Source organism: Halorubrum sp. SS7 (assembly GCF_005435055.1).
In the GTDB taxonomy this organism is placed as follows: domain Archaea; phylum Halobacteriota; class Halobacteria; order Halobacteriales; family Haloferacaceae; genus Halorubrum; species Halorubrum salinarum.
On sequence record NZ_SGXV01000244.1, the window covers coordinates 240 to 566 of the forward strand.

Consider the following 327-nt stretch of genomic DNA (forward strand, 5'->3'; position numbering starts at 1 on the left):
GCGACGGGGCCGGCGGCGACAACATGAGCGGCGACGGCGACGGGTCCGGCGGCGACAGCATGAGCGGCGACGGCGACGGCGACGCGGCAATGACCTTCGGCGGGGACGGAACGGTTAACTTCGGTATCTCGCCGTCCGTTCCGCAGGAGGACCTCGAGGTACAGTACGCTCCGCTCCTCGACCACGTCGGGAGCTACCTCCAGCAGAACCACAACGTTCCCGAAGGCCTCAACGTCGAGGGGAACATCGGGAGCAACTACAGCGCGGTCATCCAGTCGCTCGGTCAGGGGACGACCGACCTCGCGGAGACCGGCCCGTTCGCGGCCG

1 protein-coding gene is annotated in these 327 nt (G+C 68.8%); it reads left to right on the top strand.

Annotated features, from left to right (window positions below; genetic code table 11):
* Window positions 1–327, top strand: a 327-nt coding sequence (locus EXE44_RS17845) for a PhnD/SsuA/transferrin family substrate-binding protein (protein ID WP_241991891.1), incomplete at both ends; no start/stop codon positions are given.